Raw genomic sequence first — 18,887 nt, 5'->3', positions numbered from 1 at the left:
GGAGACGCCATGCCACCGCACGCCACCCCGCCGCTGCTGCCGATGCAATGGAGCAGCGCCTACATCTCATACTGGTCGCCGATGCGGGAAGACGACCAGGTCACTTCCGGCTATTGCTGGTTCGACTACGCCCGCAATATTTGCCGCATCGACGGCTTGTTCAATCCCTGGTCGGAAAAGGAGACGGGACACCGGCTCTGGATGTCGGAAATCGGCGACGCCAGGCGTGGACAAAGCCGCAAACAGAAAGTCGCATATGCCAGGGAAGCGGAGCCGGCCGGCGTGAAGCTGTACGAGAGGGCGCTGGCCGATGAGCTCACGCCCTTCCACGACCTGTTCCTGCCGCAGGCGATCCTGATCGACGGCGAAGCGCGTCACGACGGCCGCCACACGGTGCTGGGCCAGGCGGCCGACGCCTGGGTGGTGGAGCGGCCGGGCAAAGCCGCATCGGTGTTTTATCTGCAGGCCGGCGGCAATCACTTGCTGCGCATGGTCACCGGCAACGACCCGCAGCATCAGTCGGTACGCGACTTTCCGAACTTCCTTGCCGGCGACATCGCGGCCAGCGTTTTCGTGTCGGAATAAAACCACATTCCGTCCCGTCAAACGGCCAATCAGCCCGGCGCACGATCTGCGCCGCCGGCTTTCCAGGGATGGCCACCGGCCATCCCTACCGATCATTCCAGTTTCAGCAATTACTCACGAAGGAATCCTGTATGCCGTTGGTTGTCTACATTCTCGGGTTGACGATTTTCTCGATCACCACGTCGGAATTCATGGTGGCGGGCATGATGCCGTCACTGGCCCAGGCGATGGGCGTGTCGTTGCCGCAGATCGGCTATCTGATCTCGTTGTACGCCATGGGCATGGTCATCGGTGGCCCCCTGACCACCGTCGTTCTGCTCAAGCTGCGCATCCCGAATAAACAAGCATTGCTGTGGATGCTGGGTTTGTATGCGATTGCCCAATCCGTCGCGGCCTCGGCCGCCAGCTACGACATCATGGCCATCGCACGGGTTGCCACCGGCGTAGCCGGCTCGGCCTGCTTTGGGATGTCGCTGACGATCTGTGCCGATCAGGTCCGCCCTGAAGCGCGCGGCCGCGCCGCGGCGGTCGTGATCGGGGGGCTGATGCTGGCCTCGGTCCTGGGCGTGCCGATGGCCACCCTCATCGACCAGCACATGGGCTGGCGCGCCAGCTTCTGGCTGGTGGTGGTGCTGGCGGGCTCGTGCATGGTGCTGATCGCCTTCCTGGTGCCGCGCTCCAAGCCGTCCGACGCGGTCAGCCTCGGCGACGAACTGGGGGAGTTCAAGAATCCCCAGCTCTGGGCGGCATATGCCAGCAGCGGACTGATCATCGGCGCGACCTTTGCGGCCTTCAGCTACTACACGCCGATCCTGACCGGGATTACCGGCTTTCCATCGTCCTCGATTCCGTGGCTGCTGGGTGTCTACGGCATCGCGAACGTGGTGGGCAATGGCGTGGTGGGCCGTTTTGCGGACCAGCACACCTTCCCCATCATGGTCGGGGGCATGATCGTGTTGGGCATCAGCCTGGCGTTGTTCGCCCTCTTCGCCGACCATAAAACGATCAGCGTTGCGATGCTGGTCGTCACTGGCCTGGTTGGCATGTCCATGAATCCCGCCATCATCGCGCGCGTGATGAAGACCGTGCATTCCGGGCCGCTGGTGAACACGGTTCACACATCGGTCATCAACATCGGTCTGGGCGTCGGGTCGTGGATAGGCGGCCTGGGGATTGCCGCGGGCTGGGGCTTGCGCTCGCCGCTGTGGGTCGGTGTCGCGCTGGCACTGCTTGCACTTCTCAGCTTGCTGCCTTATCTCGGGCAAAAGTCGCGTGACGCGGGTGCGGTGGCATACGGAAGAAGCTAGCCTGAATTTTTCATGAGCGTGGCGTGGATCGCCAGATTGGCTTGACCGAGCGATTGACGAACGCCTTGCTCGATACTCGGCACGCCAGCTACATCACGCATACGCTCGCCGAACGATTGTTCATTTCCACACCTGCGCAAGCCGCCAACTCGTCCTCACTTGCGTTCGTCCGGTCAGCCGAGAATAGACCGCCCGCCCTTGCCCCTTCACCGCCCAAGCTTGTTCGATGCACCCGTTGAGTGTGGGTAGGGCGGGCTTTTCCCAAACGATGCCAGCGCAGCGGAAAATTGAAGGGTTGGCCGACGTTCATGCCGAAAGACGGATTCATGAAACATTCAGGTTAGTGATGCCGTTCGATAACACTTTGTCATCACCAGTTAGCCCAGAGAACAACCCTTATCTCGGCGTCCGGAAACTCAAATTCGTGCTGCAGCTCAGATATCATTGCAAATAACGCCTGCCAGGCAGAGCTGGGAGATACGTTCACTTGCTTCAACTCTTCCAAGGTGGCGTAAGTGTGACCCAGGTCACCACTGCCCGCGCCTTCCTCCATCTCAAATCTTGCGGTTGATGCCAGCCACTCTTGAACCTCTGGACTTACGTCCTCGGGAAGCCCCCGGTTGGCAAACGGTGCACCCGCGTGACTGAATTTAGACAGACCAAAAATATCTCCAGAAAAATCATCAGGGCTGCCAATGGTCTCACTGACGCTGAAGGCCGCCAGCCAGCAGGATCCATCTACCCGCGGGCGCGTTTCTACAAAACCAAAGATGTCATATGGCATAGTCCTCCCGTCGTTCCCGGCTATTGGTTTTGTGGCGTATGTGAAGTCCATGAGAGAATGAACAGCAGCGCATCCCGTACCGCAGGCGTTGGGTCAGCATGTCGGCATCGTCCCATGGGTCGTGCGCGGTCTTCATGCGCCAATACCGCTTTCCGCAAACTGGTTTCGTAGCTTGTCCGCAGAGCGGATCTGCAGTGGTGCCGCAGCGCGTATCGAAAGCCGGGCGTGCGGAGCGCCTGCCTCACCGGGAGGGAGCGCGAGCAGGTATTGGGCCGCGATATCGCGCTCGGCTTGTACGGCGTGCTTCAGTAGGGACAGGGCGCGCACAGGGTTGAGCACTTGCCCCTGCAGATATTGCTGACCTTCTGCCAGCCGAACGCTGGAATGGCCAGCAATGGCGTCGGCGTCGGGCACAGGCAGGCCCAGATCGGCATCCTGGCGGGCATCGCCAAGCTCCGGGGTGTCGGAACCGGCATGCGGTTCTGGTAGCACCAGCGCGCTGGCGCGCAGGCCGACCCCGGTGATGGTTTGCCATACCCAGCCAGCGTAGCGCGCAGTGGCCGGGTCGCGCATCTGGGCGATCACGTAAGGCAAGTGCGCACTGTCGCCATGGTAAGCAATGAAGCGCAGGGCCACCCGCGCCGGCATGAAATTGATCAGTGCCGCCAGGTTAGGATTGCCGATGGGTATTAGTCTGGCCAACAACTGCACCCAGCGCTGCAGGCGGCGCAGGGCTTGTTTGCGGTACCAGCCGGTTGCCGCGTTGTGCAGTCTGACCTGGACAATCACGCATTGCCACAGGGCTTCGGCAGCCACCATTGCGTCTTCGGCATCATGGTTTGTACGAAGGGGCGGACGGCCGCCAAGCGCAATCGCCGCTTCAGCCCGCACGGCCAGGCATGGACCCACCAGGCCGGCGCGCAGGGCTGCATCGTGCAGGCTGTCGCCCGCACTCGCGGCAGCGGCAACACGACAGGCAGCCGCGCGCACGTGCTCGTCGGGGCTGTCCAGGAACAACGCCAGTGGCTGCGCCAGGGATGGCGTGGCGGCAGCGCCCAACAAGGCGGTGGCACGCAAGGCCACAGTTTGACGAATGGGATCGCTGGTGGGCGCGCTCCACGCATAAATGATGGCAGCCGCTTGCGCGTGCGGCACCCAGCCGAACGCACTGATCACGCCGCGCAGCAATTCATCGGGACGGGCGCGCACATGTGCCATCAATTCATCGAGCTGCGCCGCGTTGCCCGCTTGCAGCGCCAGGCAGGCGCAGACAAATGCTTCGCCGGGCTTCTTCCAGCGCTCCAGCGCGGCCAGGGCCGGGGCCCAACCGTCAGAGCCTGCCACTGCCAGCCCTTCGAGGTGTGCAGCAAGCATTGCGCTGAACCGCCCCAGCTCGGCCAGGGTCAGGTGCGGTGAATTCGCCGAGCCGTCATGCTGCGACCAATAGAAGGCGGCATCTTCCGCATGGCGGCGCACCAGCGGCGCAATAATCGGGAAAGGGACTGGATCAGTCTTCATTGAATCGTCAAACTCAAGGTGGGTTTAGCGGGAATACGGTATTGGTCCAGCCGGCACGGCGCCTGCACCGTGCCGGCAGCGCTGGTCGCGCCGCTCACGGCGCGCCCGACTTGCGCATGGCCATTTCCATTTCGCCGCGCAGGAACAGATTGTGCCACCGGCCATTTTCCATAAATGCAGCGCCACCCAGGCCAGCCAGTAGCATCACGCCGTCGTTGACCGACAGGCTGCCTGAGCATACGTAGATTTCCGAGGGTAGGCCGCTGGCCCGCGCTAGCTTGCCGTTCTCGATGGTCCACACCCCGTTATCATTGGTGCACCAGACTTTGCCTTCGTGCCAGACCATGTCCTTAAACCCGAGGCTGATGCCGCCGTCATAGATTTTCTTCCAGCGGTTTTCGCGCCCCATGAAAGTCAATCCTTCGTAGCACGAGACATAGACATTGCCATCGCCGCCGCAGCAGACTGTCCTGGTCCAGATATTGGTGGGGAACGACACCTGCTGCCATGTCTTGCCGTTGAAGTGACAGACGTCGCCCTTGCCGCCAACTGCATACAGATCGTTTTCGTTGAATCCGGCGATGTCATCGAAGCCGCCGTCACTCCAATCCGCCAGCTTCGGAATGGCCTCCGAGTGTGAAAACCATTCACCCTTGCCAAGCCGCTTGCCGACCGACCTGTTGCCACCGCACACATACGCGTAGCCTTCGATCATCTTGGTGCGAGTAATCGCCCCGCGGCGCATGGGACTGCCCTTGCATTCTTTGACCGGGGTATCCATGTAGCTGACACCGCTGCCGATCACATAGGCCGAGGAGTCTTCCATTTCCAGGGCAATGAACTGGCTCTGCGGCTTGGTCGCCGCGCCGATGTACACGGTTGCCCAGTCTTCCAGCAGGGTCCACCCCCACTGCTTGCCTGGGTCACCATTACGGAAAAACGTAACCAAGTGCTTGTCGCGACGGTCCCGGCTACTGCGGCTTTTCTCCTCTTCCTCGACTTCTTCATCGGTATACCAGCGATCGGCAATAAAGCCAAAACGCGTCCGGTCGCGCACCACACATCCATAGACATAAAATGTGCTGAGGTTGGCGGCATATTCTTTCAGTGTCATCTGCATATTCGTCCTATCCGTTGTCTTGGTCATTCACGGGTCGTGGATTCTTCTTCGTGCCACCGCCGGAGCCTGAATCGGCCTTTAATTCCTTGCCGGCGCACTTGTAGTGCGCATCGAGCTGGGCTTCCAGGCATTCCCGCTTGCACTGGATTGCGCCGGCCATTTGTACCGCATCGATCGCGTGCTTCTTGGCGTCGGCATAGGGCAACGTGTCCTTGCCAGTCGCAGCCTTATATTTTGCCATGGCCACCTTCAGGTTGTTGTGCGCCATACCGTGGCTGCCATGAAGCGCCGCGTTATTGGCACCTTCCAGACACATAGTCGGCGCATTGTCGTAGTCGTAGCCGGGGCAGCCTGCACCTTCGACCATAGCATTCGGGAGAATATGATGGCCGGTCTGGCCAGGGCAGCAACCAAGCCCGTGTTTTGCCTGCGACTTGGCCTTACTGTTTGTTACCGTGGTTTTCTTGCCGCCGGCCGCCGTGCGCTTGGCGCTTTCTTCTTTATCCGTACTGCGATCGCTATCCGCATTCTTATAGGGCACCAGCAGGCATTTGCGGGCTCGCAGGCACGTGTCGAGCTGCGCCATCAGGCTCATGGCATCCGCATGGGCGCGATGCGGTTCTTTCTGGTAGCTGCCGAGGATATCCTTGGCCTTGTCGCCGATATTCTTGGTTTTTTCCAGGGCGCCTAAAGCAGCCTTGCCCTTGTCGCCAGCCAATTCCGCCAGCTCTTTAGCTGTAGAAATCAAGTCAGTTGCGGTCCACGCGCCCATCAGGTACGGTCCCAGCACGGTCTCTGCGGTGAGCACGCCGACGCCTGCCTTCAAACCGGCCCTGATCAGGAAATTGGTGGCCATGTCCTGCGCTACAGGGCCGACCTTTGCAACCGCGACTTCCACCAGCTCGTCGAAGCCGTCCAACAGCAGGCGCAACCTTTTGTCCTCGATGTTTTCGAGCATCTCGGTGAGTTTCTTTTCGAACTCCGGGTCAGCGGTGTGGATCGGGGAAATCCACTGGCCTGTGCAATGGTCATCCATCCAGCCGTTGCCATCGAAGGCGGTCTTGCTGCCCGGGTCGCGCTTGTAGCCGGCGGCCAGCTTGCCGGCGTCGTCGAGCGCTTTCGCGGCCGTGGCCAGTTTTCCGCCAAGCCCCTTTCTCTCTGGCTTTGGCTTGCCCTTTTTTTTGTCTTCTTCAGATTGTTCCGGTTCAGGCTTGCACTTGTTCTTGACTACTTTCTCGTCGTCCGCGCACGAAGGATGTTTGTTGAACGTATCGAGATAGATACTGGTTGGGGAATTGGCCGACGTCTGCATTCCTGTTACCCGTGGTTGTGCGTCATTGGATCGTTGTGGCGGCAGACATTCATACCTTCCACTTTGACATTTGGTGACCAGTCAATGAAGTAGGCATCGCCCTTGATATCGTGGCTCGATACCCCCATGCCCAGGTTGCGCGTGGCCGGTTCATTGCCAACGCTGTTGGCAAGATAGGATTTATCGCGCAATGCGACCGGCGTGCCGCACACGAAGACGGTGCTGGAACCGTTGGTCAGTTCCTTGGCACACGCTGTGTTGGAATACGGGACGACGACCGGGCCGGCAGTCGGTGCGGGAGGACTCCAGCAAGGATCGGGTCCGGCAGTGGCTTTACCATCGGCTGCCTTGGAGCACACTTCATTCTCGTTTGCGTAGACATGTGTTTCCATCTAGTTCTCTCCGGTGTGGCGAATGACGACGGCGCAACGGTCGCCGCCGTCATTGGCCAGGTGTAGTACGCCCAGGTTGCCGGGGCTGTGGTCGCTCTGCGGCATCTCATGCGACAGCCAGGCCAGCATGGCTACACCGGTGGCCGCCCCCACTTCGCCGATCTTGTCGGCCAGGGTCAGGTGCACCAGCTGCTGCGCGCCAAACATGATGCGCGTTACGGCATTGGCCGATTCGCGTGCGAAAAACTGTTCGCCATTCTGGTCGCTGAGCCGGAAATCCAGATCCGCCGGCCTAACCCGGGCCTGCCCAAAAGCGGCGCGTAGGGCCTCGGTCAGTCCGACCGCGCGGCTCGGCACGCTGCCATCGGGCCGCCCCGCTTCATCTGCATGGCCGATTCCTTCGATGAAAACGCCGCGCGCCTCAGGCGTCGCCAGGGTCAGCAGCAGCGCTGCGGCCGCCTCGCCAGGAAGGAAGCCATTGCTGTTGCCTTTGACCAGCAGGCGCTCGGCGCGCAGCATGGCGTTCATGTCGGCCGCATTCAGATAGCTGTCCACGCCAATCAGCAGCACTTGCTCGACCGCCTGATCGCCCAGCAGACGCATGGCCTGCTGCAAGCCGTCCCCGAGGCCGGCCCGGCCCGAGGCAATCACCGTGACGATGCGTGCGTCCTCGTCCGGGCTTGGTACCGCTTCTGCGTCTTCGGCTGCGCGCAGCTGATGCAGCGCGTTGGCAACCAGCGCGGCATGAAAGCCATCGCCCGTGTGTGTACGTGTGGGATCCGGCGCCAGAACCACGACCGCAGTGCGCGCCGGGTCCAGCAAGGATAGCGGCTCCCGCATGCCCTGGGCGCAATCACGCACCGCATGGCTAACCCAGCGCTGCAGCCGCTCGTGGCCATAGATATCGTCGGGCAGCCGGGCCACGATGATCGGGTCGAAGTTGCTGCTGCGAAATTCGCTCTCCTGGAAGTGGTCCATGTGCGCTCGCAGCGCGCAGCTGGCAGCGCGCAGGTGATAGCCAACGGCGCAGCACAGGCCGGCAGCGCGGATCGCCAGACGCACCGGCTCCGGGCGATCCGCAGCCGCGCGCGTATTAAAGAACGTCATCATGCAGCTTCCTTTCTGCTGTCGCAACCGATACAGCCATTGCCATCCACACCGAGGATCTTGTTGCTCCACCACTGAAGGTCGATGGGCCCGATCGCCACGGTATCGAACTCCTGAATGCGGCGCAACACAGGTACGCTGGCACGCCACACGGCCGTGAAGCGTTCGCTATCCGGCTCAAAATACAGCGTATCAACCACCGGTACCGGCGTTGCAACGCTGTAATCCTTCCTCAGCACGCGGATCTGCAGCTTGTCCAGGGCCGGTAGCTTGAAGCGCACGATTTCGTGCCCAGCCATCAGGTTGAGCAGGACCACTTCTTCACCGCCCTTCGGGTAGGGTATTTGCTGGTCCGCCGGTGCGCACTGGTGAAACTGTTCATCGAAGTCCTCCGGTAGAAACGGAAAGGTGTGCTGCTGCCAATGCGCGTCATAGGTGCCTGCGTACTGTCTTCTGACCGGCCACTGGCGCGCCACGGCGGAAAACGCCGCCGGCCGGTGTTTGCCGGTGGGAGACCTGACCGGGTCGCTTAGCGCTTCCAGACTGGGGGCAGGCAGGTCATGCAGCTCCGCTCCGGTCTTCGGACCCACCCAGCCCTGGCCGACAGGATTGCCGGCCAGGGTTTCGGTCAATGTCTGCACCTTATCGCCACTGCCCTTTTGATAGGTGCGCGTTCCGCCGAAGGCAAAACCATAATGCAACGGCATGCTGACAAACGGGTCCGGCCTGGTCAGGCTGGCCATGCCGAGCCGGACGCGCCATTTGCGTGGCCCGATTACCTTAACCCCTTTTTGCAGGGTGCCCACCTTGAAACCGGCCACCAGCTCGGTCACTGGCGCTCCTGCCGGCGCGTGAGCCTGCGCGTCGAACAGTATGTCGCAACGCGGTTTGTAGCGCACCAAGTCACTGCCGTACTTCATCGGGCTGGTGCCGGGATCGCCAAAGAACACGTCGCCCTGTTCCAGCGGCTGTGGCGCGATCGGTCGCGGCCGCGCACCGCTGCGGGGAATCTGCCAGCTCGCTTTAACAACGATGACCAAGTGTTCGCGCCCTGCCACATCGAGCGACGTGGTCAAGTCGGCCAGCAGGTGCCGTGAGGTCATCATCATGTCCATGACTACCCCTTAATTGATATTCACCGGACCGCCGAGGCTGCGCCGGGTGCCGTACCGTCGAATCGGCTCGACCCACATCATCGGCCCCTGCAGCTCCTTCAGTGCAATATTGGGGTCATCAAGGAGTGCCACCGTGAACTCGAACGGACGCGAAAGCGCGTCGGATACCTCGACGCGGTTGACGAGAAGTTGGGAGGATGGACCATCCTCATTTCGAAAAGATAAACGCAACAAGCGGTCATGCTGACGGTCGCCGACCAGATCCTGCAAACTCATGCGTTCTCCATACAATGAATTAAACAAGTATCGCCGCACTCCTACGCAGAAGGAAGAAGGCCCAGAGTCGACCGTTCGCATTGCCGAATAGTAGCATAAATACCAACAGTTCCGAAAATTGCTTATATGAATTTAATGTTGCACAAATCGGTGCCGCATCGGCAATTTTCTGATGCGGGACCTATAACGCGGAGCGATAAGATATAAGCAAGAGGTTTCTTAGAGACATGAGGCTGACCATGGCGCATGCCGCCATGGCGTCAATGTTCAACCGAAGCGCGCCTGGTAGTCGCTCGGCACCACGCCCAGCTGGGCGGCGAAGGCGCGGCGCAGATTGTACTCGTTGCCGAAGCCGCTCTGGCTGGCGGCGCGCTTGACCGTCATGCCGGGGCGTTCGAGCAGGCCGCAGGCCGCCTCCATGCGCAGCCGCAGCAGCAGCTGCGCCGGCGACAGGTCGGCCGCCTGTCGCAGCCGGCGGTGCAGGGTCCGCACCGACAGCGCACACGCGGCCGCCATCTGGTCGACGTCGATCTGCTGCCGCAGGCGCGGCCTGAGCCAGGCAATCAGCCGGGCATGCACGTCCTGCGGATCGGCCTGCGCCAACAGCTGGGAACTGAACTGGCGCTGGCCGCCCGGCCGTTTGAAGAACACCACCATCCGCTTCGCCACCGCCAGGCCGGCGGCGTGCCCCCGGTCTTCCGCCACCAGGCTGAGCGCCAGGTCAATGCCGGCGGCGATGCCGGCCGAGGTGTACACCGGACCATCCTTGATATAGATCGCGTCATCATGCACATCGATGGCGGGAAATTGCGCCTGCAGCGAGGCCGCGTCGCGCCAGTGCGTCACGGCGCGGCGGCCGTCGAGCAGGCCGGCGTGCGCCAGCACGAAGGCGCCGGTACACACCGCGCAGCAGCGCCCCACCCGGCCGGCCGCGCGTGCCACCCAGCGCACCATGGCCGGGTCGTGCGCGCCGTCCGCTTCCTCCATGCCGCGTCCACCGGAGACGATCAAGGTCGAGCCGGCCAGCTTGCGCCCCGCCGCCGGCAGCGGCGCGGTCAGCACTGTCACGCCGCACGCCGAGGCCAGCGGACCGCCGCCGGGCGCGATCATGCGGATCCGGTAAGGCTGCGGCAGGCCCGCATCGCGCGCCTCGTCGTTGGCGCTGCCAAAGACCTGGGCGGGGCCGGTCGCGTCCAGGAGTACGAAGCCGGGGAACACCAGCAGCCAGATATCGGTCATCTTCATATGGCAGATATTCCACCATCAATGTCATTTATGTCAATCGTCGTCGTGACATGATGGACCTGTTACTAACGGAGGCAATATGACACGCACCATCGGCATCTATGTGTATGACGACGTTGAAGTACTCGATTTCGCCGGTCCCTACGAAGTGTTCACCTGCGCCACGCGCGTGGCCGCCAGGACGATGCCGCACGCCGCGCCGCCGTTCCGGGTGCGCACGGTCGGCGCCACCACGGCGATGCTGCGCGCCCGGGCCGGCCTGGGCGTGCTGCCGGAAGCCGATTTTGCCGGCGCAGGCGACATCGATGTGCTGATCGTGCCCGGCGGCGTGGTCACGGCCGAAATGTCGAATCCGGACGTGATTGCCTGGATCGCCGCCACCGCCAGGGCGTCGGAACTGACCGCATCGGTCTGCACCGGCGCCTTCCTGCTGGCGCAGGCCGGCCTGCTCGACGACCGGGAGGCGACCACCCACTGGGAAGACGTGGCCGATCTGCGCGCCGCGTTCCCGCAGGTGCGGGTCCTGGCGGAGCGGCGCTGGATCGACAACGGCGCCATCGTCACCTCCGGCGGCATTTCGGCCGGCATCGACATGTCGCTGCACCTGGTCGAACGGCTCGCGGGGCGCGAACTGGCCGAGCGCACCGCGCGCCAGATGGATTACGACTGGAACCAGGGATGAGGAGCACGCGATGAAGATCGTACGCGGCAAGGATTACACCGGCGCGCGCGCCTGGGAGGCGCAGCTGATCGCCGTCATGCAGGACGCCACCGTGCGCCTGCACTGGACCGACCAGCCCTACCCCTGGCATGTCAACGACGGCGACGAAGTGTTCGCGGTACTCGATGGCGAAGTGGCGATGCACTACCGTGAAGATGGCCGCGAGCTGGTGGCGCACCTGCGCGCCGGCGATATCTTTTACGCCGCCGAAGGCGACGCGCACAGCGCGCACCCATGCGGACAGGCGCGCATCCTCGTCATCGAGCGCACCGGCAGCGTTTGAGCCAGGCGCCATGGCCGGTCAGTAGCGCCACTGGACGGTCAGTTCGGCATGGCGCCGCTCTCCCAGCAGGTACTGGCTGGCGCCGTACGAGGTACTGGCGTACAGTTTGTCGGTGAGGTTGCGCAAGTTCAGCTGTACCAGCACATGGCGGCTGAGCTGCCAGCCCAGGGTGGCATCCAGCGTTGTATAGGCCGCCAGCGACTGCGTGTTGCCATTGTCGATGAAGCGCTGCCCGACGTAGCGCGCACCGGTGCCGGCGCGCCAGCCGCCGGCGCGGTAACCGAGCCAGAGATTGGCCGAGGACTTCGGCGCCCCGGCGGGACGCTTGCCGGCGCGCGACGCGTTGCCGCTGTCGATCAGCCGATCGAAGGCGGCGTCGGTGTAGACGCCATTCGCCTCCAGGCGCCATGCCGGCGCGAGGGCCACGCTGACGCTCAACTCCGCCCCCTGCGACGATTGCGCACCGCCCTGGACCGACAAGGCCGGGTTGGACGGGTCGCGCGTGATGATGTCATCCTTGCGAATGCGGTACAGCGCCGCGGTCCACTGCGCCTTGCCGCCGGCCAGCGACTGTTTCAGGCCGGTTTCCGCCTGGCGCGAGCGGGTCAGCTTGTAGCCGCTGTTGGCCAGGTTCAGCGACAGCAGGCTGGTGACCGGATCGCTGCCGCTGCTGAGCTGGCCGTACAGGGAGGTGTCGTCCCCGAGTTTCCAGGTCAGGCCCAGCCGCACGGCGGTCGACTGTAGCGTCGAGGTAAAGCCGGCCGCCCCCAGCAGGCTGACGCGCCCGACCTTGTAACGGTCATGGCGCAGGCCCGCCAGCAGCAGCAGCCGCGCACTGAGCGCATGGGAATCTTCGGCATACAGCGCATTGCTGCGGGTATGGGTTGTGAAATTCGGGCGCAAGGCGTCCGGGCTGTCGAACCGGCCCGGATTGAACCCCGTGGGCGCCACGCTGGAGGCACCGCCGTACGGCGCGTTGTTGGTGTGGGTGAAATTGATCGTGGCAGCTTCCCATCCGGCAACGATCCGGTTGGCCCCGGCATTCCAGCGCGCTTCGAGGCGGTTGCCGGTTTGTTCCTGATCATGGCCGATGGCGATGTAATTGCTGCGCTCGACCATCTCCGCTTGCGGGTTGTAATAATAGGTCTCGGCATTGCGCCAGTGGCGGCGCGCTTTCATATGCACGAGCTCGTCGGTGACGGTGAGAGCCGGCGAGACGCGCCAGCTCAGGCGGACCAGCGCCTTGTCGTCGTCAAAGCCGATGTCGGCGTCGCCCACGTTGTAGTTCTGCTTGCGCAGTGCGCGCGCGAGCCCGCCATTGATCAGCGGTGTGCCGAAGTAGCGCTGCGGTTTCTGTTCCAGATGGTCGAGCTGCATGGCAAGGTCGATGGCGGGCGTCAAGGCATAGGCCAGGCTGGTGAGTACCTTGCCGTGGCGCGCCTTGCCCCGCTCGATCAGCCCGTCGCTGCGGTCGGCATAGGCGTCGACACGGAATGCGCCGCTCTCCCCCAGCGCACCGGTGACGCCGACGCCGGCGCGCAACGCGCGCCCGCCGCCGATGCCGGCCATCGCTTCGAGCGAGGCGGCGCCTGCCGGCGCCTTGCGCACGGCATTGATGGTGGCGCCGGTGGTACCGCTGCCGTGGATCACCGAACCAGGGCCGCGCAGCACCTCGATGTACTCATACCCCCACGGATCGGACGGATAGGTGGCCGTGCCCGAGCCCACCTGCGGGCGCTGGCCGTTTTCCAGGATGGCGATGGCGCTGTTGCCGCTGAAACCGCGCGCCGCGTAGCCGATGCCGTTGCCGGGCGAGCTGATGTCGGTCAGGCCCGTGGTGCGGGTGACGGCATCCTTGAGCTGCACATCGCCGCGCGCCTCGATGCTCGCCGCGCCGAGCGACTCGACGCTGGCAGGCATGTCCTGCGTCGTCAGATCGAGCCGGCTGGCCGTGGCGTTCCGGCGCTTCAGCCCCAGGCCCTCCTCCTCGGCCGCGGCCTGAATGGTCACAGTCGGCATCACCGTGGTTGGCTCGGCCCAGGCAGCGGACCCGCACAACAGTGCGACGGCGGCGACGATGGGGCGGATGGGGGTAGAACAAGTTTGGCTGGAATGCATCATGGAAGCGTCTGACATAGTAAATGACCGGATCCCCGGCGATGAAGTTCGCGAAGGCGCACGCAGCCGCCACGGCACGCGCCATGCGCCAATGGCGAACGGATACGCGTACGCCATTGGCGTGCGATTGCATTAGCAAAAAGAAAAAACGGCGAACAAATAACAGGCAACACCTCACCCCGGGTGTTGCGCATGCATCGTGACTGGCCGGTCTTCTGGCTCGCCTTCATCCTTCCCTGGTCTTGCCTTCCCATGCGATGCACAGTGGCGTTCGATCAAAGTCGTCAGGCTTACAGCAGCGGGGGCTGCGCCGGACTGGCGCGAAATGAAAATCTCGCGCGTCACCGGCTTCCCGTTTCACCCTCCGGCCGACAAGCGGGAGGGCACCATTCACGTATTGGGGCGCATTTTACATTCGACAAAGCACATTTGTCACCCTATTGCCGCGCTGACGCCGGCACACAGGCCGCAGCGGCGCAGGCCAGCGCTGTGCGGGTCATGGGCGACGTCGGGTGACGGCACTACACATTTACAACAAATTCACACATTTTTGATATTTTATGTACAACACGAATGCTTAATTAGCACTGTTGTTCGTATTTGAAATACAGTACGAACACCGAGCTCAGGCTTGCTGACATGGTTAGCCTGTCTGCTGGGACCCACAATAAAGGAGACACTACATGAGCATTCGCTTTCGTCGTTCCTTGCGCACTTTACTACCCGCACTCGCACTATTCGTCTCGTATTCAGAGGCAGCCGCCAGCACAATCAACCAGAACGCCTCGTGGACCATCGACCGGGCCGGCACGACCACCAAGTACCGCTCCGTCGCCTACGGGGACTCGATCTATGCGGGTTTCAACGGCTCCGTCACCAGCGCGGCCAAATACGCGGCGCCAACGGTGAACGCGGAATATCTCTCGGCGCAGTGGGGCACGGACATCGAAAGCGTGCGCCGCACCAAGTCCGGTGCGATCGCCGAAGACGTGTACAACAATAAAATCGTGGCTGAGCGCTCGTACATGCAAGCCAGCAATACTCGCGTCGTCACCTTCGAGATGTGCGGCAACGATGGCTTGCAGGCGCGCGCCAGCTTCAAGAGCCAGACCGGCACCTGCAATTACAGCGGACTGACAGCGGCGGAAGCCAGCTGCAAGAAGTATGTCACGGCCGCGATGGACTACATCAATGCCAACGCCTATGCCGGCGTCAAGCTGAAGGTGATCTCCAACCTGCACTACCCGGGCTATGCGGTGGACGATGTGCAAAGCACCTGCAAGGATGCGGCTACCGGTGCCACCGTGAAAATGCAAGACAAGTTCCTGCCCGCCCTGGCGAGGATGAACTTCATGATGTGCGACGTCGCGCGGCAAAAGGGCTTCCAGTGCGCGGACAACTTTGCCCAGTACATGGGTGCCGACTACGATAGCAACGGCGACGGCCGGATCGACGCCGAGGGGCTGCGCTATGTGAGCGGCGAGAGCGAAGCGAGCTATGTCACCCGCCTCACGACGGCACTGCGCTCGACAATCCGCGACGCCAACACCCACTTCGTGTCGTCAAGCAGCAGCTACGATTACATCCAGTCGGACGACACCCACCCGACCTACAACGGCAGCACCTTCAGTTCCGGCCTGTTCGGCAGCACCACGGGCAGCGGCGCGCCACGCTACACGACGTTTAGCGGCGGCAAGAGCCCGATCTGGAATCAGTACGGCCACGAGCGCATCGGCTGGGCGGTATCGACCTACAATCCGGCCACTCCGTAACGGCCAGGCGCCGATCCTTGGATACGCCTCCGCGTTCCACGCCGGCAGCGGCCAGCAGCGAGAAGAGCGCTGCTGGCCATGCCTGGGGCCCATCCCGGGGCCGCATTGTCATCGCGGTGCTGCTCTGTATCGCCGCCGGCGTCATGCTGACGCTGCTGTGGATGCCATCGCGCCCCGCGACCGACGTCGCCGCCACGCCGGCGCCGCTGCCTGCGCAGGCAAAGGCACCGGCCCAGGCCCCGGTCGCGGCCACCGTGCCCGGCGCGCCGGACACTATCGCGCGCAAGGAGCAAGCGCGCGCACCCGAGGGCGACGCCGACCCCACGCCCGACCTCAAAAGCTACGTTGCGCGGGGCGAGAATCCCAGCATGGCCGAGGTCATCGAACGTCTGCACGAGCGCGGCATCCACTCCGGCCTGGGCGCCTTTTCGCCGCCGGGAACCAGCCCGCCGCTGGTCGGGCTGGCGGTGCCCGAGGACTTTGTTTTACCGAAGGGCTATGTGCGCCATCACCAGGCCACCGATGACGGCCAGCGCATCGAAGCGGTGCTGATGTTCGCGCCCGACTTTCAATTGCTGGACGCCGCCGGCAAGCCCGTCGCCATGCCCAAGAACGGTATCGTTCCGCCCGAACTGGCGCCGCCCGGCTTGCCGATCCGGCGTATCGTCATCCCCCCGGCAATCGCACAGACACGGCCTGGCCGCTGAACTCCATGACCCTATTTTCCAACCCGACAATACGCACCGCGGGGGGCATCCTCGCCAGTGGCGCCATGGTGGCGCTGTACGCGCTCGGCGGCGCTGCCTGGCTGCTCGGTTTCGTGCTGCTGGTGCCGTGGCTGCGCACGCTGGACACCAGCCCCACGCTGGCGGCGACGCTACGGCGTGCCTACCTCATGACGCTTGCCTACACGGCGGCCGCTTTCGCCTGGTTCGGCATCGCGCTCGGGCTGTATGCGCAGGTCGGCGCGGCCACCGGCGTGGCGCTGCTGCTGCTCGCCGCGCCGCTGTTCCAGCCACAATTTCTGGTCTTCGCACTGGTGCGCCACATCACAAGGCATCGCTACGGCGCCGTGCTGGGCGCGCTGGCGGGGGCCGCGGCGTGGGCAGCGATGCAACGGCTGGTGCCCGGACTGCTCGGTGACACAATTGGCCACGGGCTCTATCCATCCCGCTTGCTGCGCCAGGGCGCCGATGTGGGCGGCACCGCCGGCCTGACCGTTCTGCTACTGCTGGCCAACGAAGGCGTTGCGGCGGCGCTGGCGCGGCGCAGCGGCGGCCTGCGCGCGGTCGCCCGGCCGCTCGCGCTGGCCGCGCTGGTGCCCGCGCTGCTGGCCGGTTACGGCCTGGCGGTGCTGTCCGCCAGCCCCGGCCCCGCGGGCAAGCCGCTACGCATGGGATTGATACAATCGAACATCGTCGCCTACGACCGCCAGAGGCAAGAAAAGGGAACCCACGCGGTGGTGCGCGAGGTGCTCGATACGCACTTCGCGATGAGCTACGACGCTGTCGTGCGCCAGCATGCGGATGCGGTGCTGTGGCCGGAAACGGCTTACCCGACCACCTTCGGCAATCCAAAGAGCGAAGCCGGCGCCGAATTCGACCGTGAAATCCTGGCCATCGTCAATTCAGCCGGCGTGCCGTTCGTGTTCGGCACCTACGATCGCGACAGCGCTGGCGAATACAATGCGGCCGCGTTCGTGCAGCCTGGCACCGGCCTGATGGGTTTCTATCGCAAGACGCGCCTTTTTCCACTCACCGAGTACGTTCCGGCCTGGCTGGACGGACCGCTGTTGCGGCGCTGGCTGCCGTGGACCGGCGACTGGCGGCCCGGTAACGGCGCACGCGTGTTTCCATTGCGCCTGGCCGACGGACGCGAGATCCCGGTGCTGCCCCTGATCTGCCTCGACGATGTCGATACGAATCTGGCCATCGACGGCGCCCGGCTCGGCGCGCAGGCCATCCTCACCATGTCGAACGATTCCTGGTTCACAGCGACTGCGCTGGGTGCGGAAATGCACCAGGTCGCGGCGGCATTTCGCAGTATTGAAACGCGCCTGCCGCAATTTCGCGCCACCACCAACGGCTTTAGCGCCGCCATCGACGCCACCGGCAGCGTACTCGCAGGCACGCGCATGGGCGAACGCACCCTGGTGATCGCCGACGTGCCGGTGGGCGTCCCGAGGCGCACCCTGATGGTGCTCTGGGGCGACTGGGTCGGGCTCGCCGCCAGCGCCTTCCTGGTGGTGCTGGCGGCGTGGTCGGCCTCCCCATCGTGGCGCCGCACCGCGCACGCTCCGGCGCCGGCGCGCCCCGGATTGCTGGAGCCGGTCAACGTCGCTGTCTTGCCGCCCGCCGCCCGTATCGTGGCGGGCCTGTTGCATGCCTTCGCGCGCGGCAGCCTGCTCTGGATGTGCGCGGCACTGCTGCTCAACGAGGCCTTGCGCACCAACACGCTGGCGCAAGTGCGGATCTTTTCCGCCTTCTTCCTTGTTCCTGAAGCCGCAGCGTGGTGTGTGCTGTTCCTTTTTTCCGCGAAGGCATCGATCGCCAATGGCCGCCTGGTGCTGACACGCGACGCACGGCGCCTGGAGCTCGCGCTGAGCGACATCGCCACGGTGCAGTGTTGGCGCCTGCCCATTCCCTGCCCCGGGATTTCGTTGCAGCTCGCTTGCGGCCGGCGCTACGCGCTCGCGCTGGACAACCCGGGCGTCCTGGCCGCTGCGCTGGTAGCCGCCGGCGGGCCTCCGGTCAAGGTGCGCACGCGCGCGGTGATTCAGGCGTACGCGCAAGCGGGCCTGGCGATCCGGCGTTCGCGGCTCGATCATCCGTTCGCCAAATTTGTCCTGCTCCCGCTTGCGCTGGCGATTCCTGCCTTCCACCTGCACCAGCATATTTCCTACGGCAGCGCTTTCGGGGAGTACTACAGTTTTGGCCTGAGGGCATACCTCACCGCCTTCGCGCTGTGGTGGGCCGCATGGTCGATCGGCGTGGTGCTGAGCGAGGCGCTGCTGCGCTCGGCGATTGAAGCCGGCACCCTGCTGGTGGCGTGGCTGCGCCCCGCGCGGGCGGTCGATGTCCGGCAACGGCTCGAACGCGGCGGACACGTTGCGCTTTTTCTCGGCCTGCCCGCGTGGCTGCTGGTGACCGTCTACCGCGCGTAGAAAACGTGATCGAAGCCGGTGGGCTCACGTGCCGATCGCGGCCTTGCCCTTGCCTCGTCTGCTAAACTG

The 18,887-nt window shown here is 63.9% G+C and carries 17 protein-coding genes and 1 riboswitch; of the genes, 7 read left to right on the top strand and 10 right to left on the bottom strand.

The features are described 5' to 3' along the window. Window positions 1-9: 9 nt before the first annotated feature. The gene (gene vioE, locus RBA41_RS03775; protein WP_306621178.1) at window positions 10-585 is read left to right on the top strand and encodes a violacein biosynthesis enzyme VioE; all 576 of its coding nucleotides are present in this window, start codon (window positions 10-12) and stop codon (window positions 583-585) included. 131 nt (window positions 586-716) lie between these two features. Further along, window positions 717-1,892 carry an MFS transporter gene (locus tag RBA41_RS03770; RefSeq protein ID WP_306621176.1) on the top strand — a complete coding sequence of 392 codons (1,176 nt, stop codon included), beginning with the start codon at window positions 717-719 and terminating at the stop codon, window positions 1,890-1,892. Window positions 1,893-2,262: 370 nt separating this feature from the next. Here RBA41_RS03770 and RBA41_RS03765 read toward each other — a convergent pair whose 3' ends face one another. The 9 genes from RBA41_RS03765 to RBA41_RS03725 all read right to left on the bottom strand — a co-directional run bounded on the left by RBA41_RS03765 (window position 2,263) and on the right by RBA41_RS03725 (window position 10,761). Then, entirely contained in the window at window positions 2,263-2,676 is a 414-nt protein-coding gene (locus RBA41_RS03765) for a hypothetical protein (RefSeq protein WP_306621174.1), read from the bottom strand. A 132-nt stretch (window positions 2,677-2,808) separates the two neighbouring features. After that, window positions 2,809-4,194, bottom strand: coding sequence for a hypothetical protein (locus RBA41_RS03760; protein WP_306621173.1), 1,386 nt, complete (start codon window positions 4,192-4,194; stop codon window positions 2,809-2,811). 94 nt (window positions 4,195-4,288) lie between these two features. Continuing rightward, window positions 4,289-5,314 carry a beta propeller repeat protein gene (locus tag RBA41_RS03755; protein ID WP_306621171.1) on the bottom strand — a complete coding sequence of 342 codons (1,026 nt, stop codon included), beginning with the start codon at window positions 5,312-5,314 and terminating at the stop codon, window positions 4,289-4,291. Window positions 5,315-5,321: 7 nt separating this feature from the next. Then, a complete protein-coding gene (locus tag RBA41_RS03750; RefSeq protein WP_306621169.1) occupies window positions 5,322-6,626 on the bottom strand; it encodes an HNH/endonuclease VII fold toxin-2 domain-containing protein in 1,305 nt (434 codons plus the stop codon). A 5-nt stretch (window positions 6,627-6,631) separates the two neighbouring features. After that, window positions 6,632-7,018, bottom strand: coding sequence for a DUF4150 domain-containing protein (locus RBA41_RS03745; protein WP_306621167.1), 387 nt, complete (start codon window positions 7,016-7,018; stop codon window positions 6,632-6,634). Then, window positions 7,019-8,128 (bottom strand): hypothetical protein, encoded by a 1,110-nt coding sequence (locus tag RBA41_RS03740; RefSeq protein ID WP_306621165.1) that lies wholly within the window; start codon window positions 8,126-8,128, stop codon window positions 7,019-7,021. It lies immediately after the preceding gene. Beyond that, window positions 8,125-9,240, bottom strand: a complete 1,116-nt coding sequence (locus RBA41_RS03735) for a DUF2169 family type VI secretion system accessory protein (RefSeq protein WP_306621163.1) — start codon at window positions 9,238-9,240, stop codon at window positions 8,125-8,127. Before RBA41_RS03735 ends, RBA41_RS03740 begins: the two co-directional genes overlap by 4 nt. A 9-nt stretch (window positions 9,241-9,249) precedes the next feature. Next, window positions 9,250-9,516: a hypothetical protein gene (locus tag RBA41_RS03730; RefSeq protein WP_306621162.1), complete on the bottom strand. Its 267-nt coding sequence runs from the start codon at window positions 9,514-9,516 to the stop codon at window positions 9,250-9,252. Between the two features lie 267 nt (window positions 9,517-9,783). Further along, window positions 9,784-10,761 carry a GlxA family transcriptional regulator gene (locus tag RBA41_RS03725; protein ID WP_306621160.1) on the bottom strand — a complete coding sequence of 326 codons (978 nt, stop codon included), beginning with the start codon at window positions 10,759-10,761 and terminating at the stop codon, window positions 9,784-9,786. Window positions 10,762-10,840: 79 nt separating this feature from the next. Between RBA41_RS03725 and RBA41_RS03720 the strand changes: the two genes are divergently transcribed. Next, window positions 10,841-11,443, top strand: coding sequence for a DJ-1/PfpI family protein (locus RBA41_RS03720; RefSeq protein ID WP_306621158.1), 603 nt, complete (start codon window positions 10,841-10,843; stop codon window positions 11,441-11,443). Between the two features lie 10 nt (window positions 11,444-11,453). Further along, window positions 11,454-11,765 (top strand): cupin domain-containing protein, encoded by a 312-nt coding sequence (locus RBA41_RS03715; RefSeq protein ID WP_306621156.1) that lies wholly within the window; start codon window positions 11,454-11,456, stop codon window positions 11,763-11,765. Window positions 11,766-11,783: 18 nt separating this feature from the next. Here the strand turns inward: RBA41_RS03715 and RBA41_RS03710 are convergent, their stop codons facing one another. Further along, on the bottom strand, window positions 11,784-13,775 hold the full coding sequence (locus RBA41_RS03710; RefSeq protein ID WP_306621154.1) for a TonB-dependent receptor: 1,992 nt from the start codon (window positions 13,773-13,775) through the stop codon (window positions 11,784-11,786). Window positions 13,776-14,071: 296 nt separating this feature from the next. Then, a riboswitch (cobalamin riboswitch) is annotated at window positions 14,072-14,289 on the bottom strand. A gap of 277 nt (window positions 14,290-14,566) precedes the next feature. Between RBA41_RS03710 and RBA41_RS03705 the strand changes: the two genes are divergently transcribed. From RBA41_RS03705 to lnt, 3 genes are read left to right on the top strand one after another with little or no spacing between them, the layout of a single operon-like run. After that, window positions 14,567-15,655, top strand: a complete 1,089-nt coding sequence (locus tag RBA41_RS03705) for an SGNH/GDSL hydrolase family protein (protein ID WP_306621152.1) — start codon at window positions 14,567-14,569, stop codon at window positions 15,653-15,655. Window positions 15,656-15,672: 17 nt separating this feature from the next. Continuing rightward, a complete protein-coding gene (locus RBA41_RS03700) occupies window positions 15,673-16,362 on the top strand; it encodes a hypothetical protein (protein WP_306621150.1) in 690 nt (229 codons plus the stop codon). A 5-nt stretch (window positions 16,363-16,367) separates the two neighbouring features. Beyond that, on the top strand, window positions 16,368-18,818 hold the full coding sequence (lnt, locus tag RBA41_RS03695) for an apolipoprotein N-acyltransferase (protein WP_306621148.1): 2,451 nt from the start codon (window positions 16,368-16,370) through the stop codon (window positions 18,816-18,818). Window positions 18,819-18,887: the final 69 nt, after the last annotated feature.

Origin of the sequence: Massilia scottii, assembly GCF_030846495.1 — a bacterium.
GTDB lineage: Bacteria > Pseudomonadota > Gammaproteobacteria > Burkholderiales > Burkholderiaceae_D > Telluria_A > Telluria_A violaceinigra.
This window is presented reverse-complemented; position numbering and strand designations above follow the sequence as displayed.